Genomic DNA, 3,263 nt, shown 5'->3' with positions numbered 1-3,263 from the left:
TATATGGACGGCGTCATCGACCCACCGTCATCGGCGCATCTTCTGAGCGCCGACAACCTTGCCGAGAAGGCGAAAAAGGAGACGTGCTTTGTGGCCGTCGAGAACGGCCGTGTCGTCGGCTGCGTCTTCGCGCTGGAGCGGGCGCGGGATTTCTATGTCGGCAAGCTCGCGGTCGAGCCAGCGCTTCAGGGTCAGGGTCTCGGAGCCCGGCTGATGCAAGCGGTGGAGGATCTTGCCCGCGCGCGCGGCAAGGATGCGATCGAGCTGCAGAGCCGCATCGAGCTGACCGCAAACCACGCAGCCTTCGCCCGGCTCGGCTTTCGCGAGACCGGGCGCACGGCGCATGCGGGCTATGACAGGTCGACCTCCATCACCATGCGCAAGGTGCTGCCTTGAGCCTGGCCCTCAGCCCGGAAGAACAGGCGATCGCCGCCCGGCAGGACGGCGCGGGCATGGCGATGCGCATCGTCGCCGAAAGCGCCAAGCTGCTCGGCGCGCCACGGCTGATCCCGATCGCGTCCGCGCATATCGACGGGGCGCTCTATCACGGCGATTCCGGCACGCTGTTCGCCGAAAAGCTGGTCGAAGGCGGCGCGAAGGTCGCGGTACGCTCGACGCTCAATGTCGGAGCGCTCGACCTGATGGGCTGCTCGCGCATCCGCCTGGAAGAGCCGCAGCGCGGCATGGCGCGGCGGATGATGGAGGCCTATCGCAAGCTCGGCTGCGAGCAGAGCTGGACCTGCGCGCCCTATCAGGCCGGGCACAGGCCAGCACTCGGCAGCGACGTGGCCTGGGGCGAGTCCAACGCGGTCGTCTTCTGCAACTCTGTGCTGGGCGCGCGCACCAACCGCTACGGCGATTTCCTCGACATTGCCTGCGCCATCACCGGCCGCGCGCCGGATTACGGCATGCATCGGCCTGAAAACCGCCTGGCGCGGCTGGTATTCGACGTCTCGGGCCTGTCGCCCTCCTTCCTTGCCTCGGAGATCGCCTGGCCTGTCCTGGGCAGCCTCTACGGCCGTGAGGTCGGCAACGCAATCGGTGTCGTCACCGACGTGGCCAGTCATCCCGGCGAAGACGCGCTGAAAGCCTTCGGCGCTGCGGCCGCATCGTCCGGCGCCGTCGGCCTGTTCCACATCGCCGGCGTGACGCCCGAGGCTCCCGACGTCGCAAGCATCCTGGCCGGGCCGGAACCGGAAGCGGTGATCCGCGTGACGCCTGAGATGGTTGCCAAGGCCCGCGCGGGCCTGTCGACCGCGGCAGCGCCTAAAGCCATCGATGCGGTGGCGATCGGCAGCCCGCATCTTTCGAACGCCGAGTTCGACAGCCTGGAGCGGCTGATCGGCGGGCGGCGGCTCGCGGTGCCGATCTATGCGTGCACCGGCCGTCACGCGCTTGCCTTGCTGGAAAAGGACGGTCGGCGAAAGAGGCTCGAGGCCAGCGGCGTCGTCATCGTCGCCGATACATGCGTGGTGGTGACGCCGATCATGCCAGACATCGGCAACGGCGTGCTGATGACCAATTCGGGCAAGTTCGCGCATTACGCGCCGGGCAACACCGGATATGCGGTGCTCTACGCCTCGCTCGCCGATTGCGTCGAAAGCGCGGTCCTCGGCAAGCCGGTCTTCACGGATGTCGGCGCATGAACTCAGCAGCCGAAATCCTGGTGCCGGGCAAGGCCGGCGAAGGCGAGGCGCTGGTGCTGACGGCGCCGATCAGCTTCTGGGGCGGCGTCGACCCGAAGACAGGCCGCATCGCCGATGTCCGCCACCCGCAGCATGGCGAAGTCATTGCCGGCCGCGTGCTGTTCCTGCCGGGCACGATCGGCTCGTCATCGGCTTCGGCAGTGCTGATGGAACTGGTCCACAACGGCCGCGCGCCGGTGGCCCTGGTGCTGCAAGAGCCGGACGCCATCCTGCTGCTCGGCCTGATAGTCGCCCGGGAAATGGGCTGGCAGACGCCGATCGCGGTGCGGCTCGACCGCGGCGCGTTCGATGCCTACCGCGGAGGCGCGGTAGCCGTCGGCGCGGACGGTGCGATTACCGCGGCCGTTTAAGCCCTCAGGTCCTCAGCGGCAAAACCCGATCCGGCGGGCGGTGGCCGTCGAAGAAGGCGCGGATGTTGATGATCACCTTCTCGCCCATGTCGATGCGGCCCTCGAGCGTGGCCGATCCCATATGCGGCAGAAGCACCACCTTGCCCTTGGCGGCAAGCTTCAACAGCTTGGTGTTCAGCGCCGGCTCGTGCTCATAGACGTCGAGGCCGGCGCCGGCGATCTTGCCGTCATGGATCAGCTTGATCAGCGCTTCCTCGTCGATGATGTCGCCGCGCGCCGTGTTGACCAGGTAAGCCGAAGGCTGCATCAGCGCCAGCCGGCGGCCGGACAAAAGGTGGAACGTCGCCGGCGTCGAGGGACAATTGACCGAGATGATGTCCATGCGGGCCAGCATCTGGTCGAGGCTTTCCCAATAGGTTGCCTCCAGCTCCTCCTCGACCGCCGGCAGCACGCGGTGCCGGTTGTGATAGTGGATCGACAGGCCGAAGGCCTTGGCCCGCCTGGCGACGGCCGTGCCGATGCGGCCCATGCCGACGATGCCAAGACGTTTGCCCCAGATGCGCCGGCCGAGCATCCAGGTCGGCGACCAGCCGGCCCATTTCTTCTCGCCTGTCAGCACATTGGCGCCTTCGGCGAGCCTGCGCGGCACGGCGAGCATCAGCGCCATGGTCATGTCGGCGGTGTCTTCGGTGAGCACATTCGGCGTGTTGGTGACGGTGATGCCTTTCTTGGCGGCCGCCGAGACGTCGATCTTGTCGACGCCGTTGCCGAAATTGGCGATCAGCTTCAGGTTTTCGCCAGCCTGGGCGATCAGCGCCGCGTCGATGTGGTCGGTGATGGTGGGAACCAGCACGTCGGCTTCCTTGATCGCCGCGACCAGCTCCGGCTGGGTCATCGGCCGGTCCTCGACATTCAGCCTTGCGTCGAACAGCTCGCGCATGCGGGTCTCGACAGGGTCGGGCAGCTTGCGCGTGATGACGACGAGGGGCCGTTTTTTGCCTGCCATTTTATCCCCGAAGCTTGCTAGATCAGGTTGACGTCTCGTTGAATCGTCATCCTGATCCTGCTCTTTTTTGGAGCATGATCGTTTCCGAAAGCCGATTCCCACTTCTCGGGGTCATGCTCTCGAAACCGATCTCGTTGAGACCTCTTTAACCAAGACCGGCGAAACTTGTAGCCAGTCACGGCATCAGCCCACTCCTGTAAC

At 66.1% G+C, this 3,263-nt stretch carries 4 protein-coding genes; 3 read left to right on the top strand and 1 reads right to left on the bottom strand.

Annotated features, from left to right (window positions below; all coding sequences use genetic code 11):
* From EOA27_RS28790 to EOA27_RS28780, 3 genes are all read left to right on the top strand, one after another.
* Window positions 1–396: GNAT family N-acetyltransferase (locus EOA27_RS28790; RefSeq protein WP_145970593.1), on the top strand; the 396-nt coding region annotated here is incomplete at its 5' end.
* Window positions 393–1,646 carry an aconitase X catalytic domain-containing protein gene (locus EOA27_RS28785; RefSeq protein ID WP_126079393.1) on the top strand — a complete coding sequence of 418 codons (1,254 nt, stop codon included), beginning with the start codon at window positions 393–395 and terminating at the stop codon, window positions 1,644–1,646. The genes EOA27_RS28790 and EOA27_RS28785, both read left to right, overlap by 4 nt.
* On the top strand, window positions 1,643–2,056 hold the full coding sequence (locus EOA27_RS28780; RefSeq protein WP_126079394.1) for a DUF126 domain-containing protein: 414 nt from the start codon (window positions 1,643–1,645) through the stop codon (window positions 2,054–2,056). The genes EOA27_RS28785 and EOA27_RS28780 overlap by 4 nt, the downstream gene beginning before the upstream one ends.
* 4 nt (window positions 2,057–2,060) lie before the next feature.
* Here the strand turns inward: EOA27_RS28780 and EOA27_RS28775 are convergent, their stop codons facing one another.
* Window positions 2,061–3,062: a D-glycerate dehydrogenase gene (locus EOA27_RS28775; RefSeq protein ID WP_126079395.1), complete on the bottom strand. Its 1,002-nt coding sequence runs from the start codon at window positions 3,060–3,062 to the stop codon at window positions 2,061–2,063.
* Window positions 3,063–3,263 lie beyond the last annotated feature (201 nt).

It is taken from the genome of Mesorhizobium sp. M2A.F.Ca.ET.037.01.1.1 (genome assembly GCF_003998075.1).
GTDB lineage: Bacteria > Pseudomonadota > Alphaproteobacteria > Rhizobiales > Rhizobiaceae > Mesorhizobium.
This window is presented reverse-complemented; position numbering and strand designations above follow the sequence as displayed.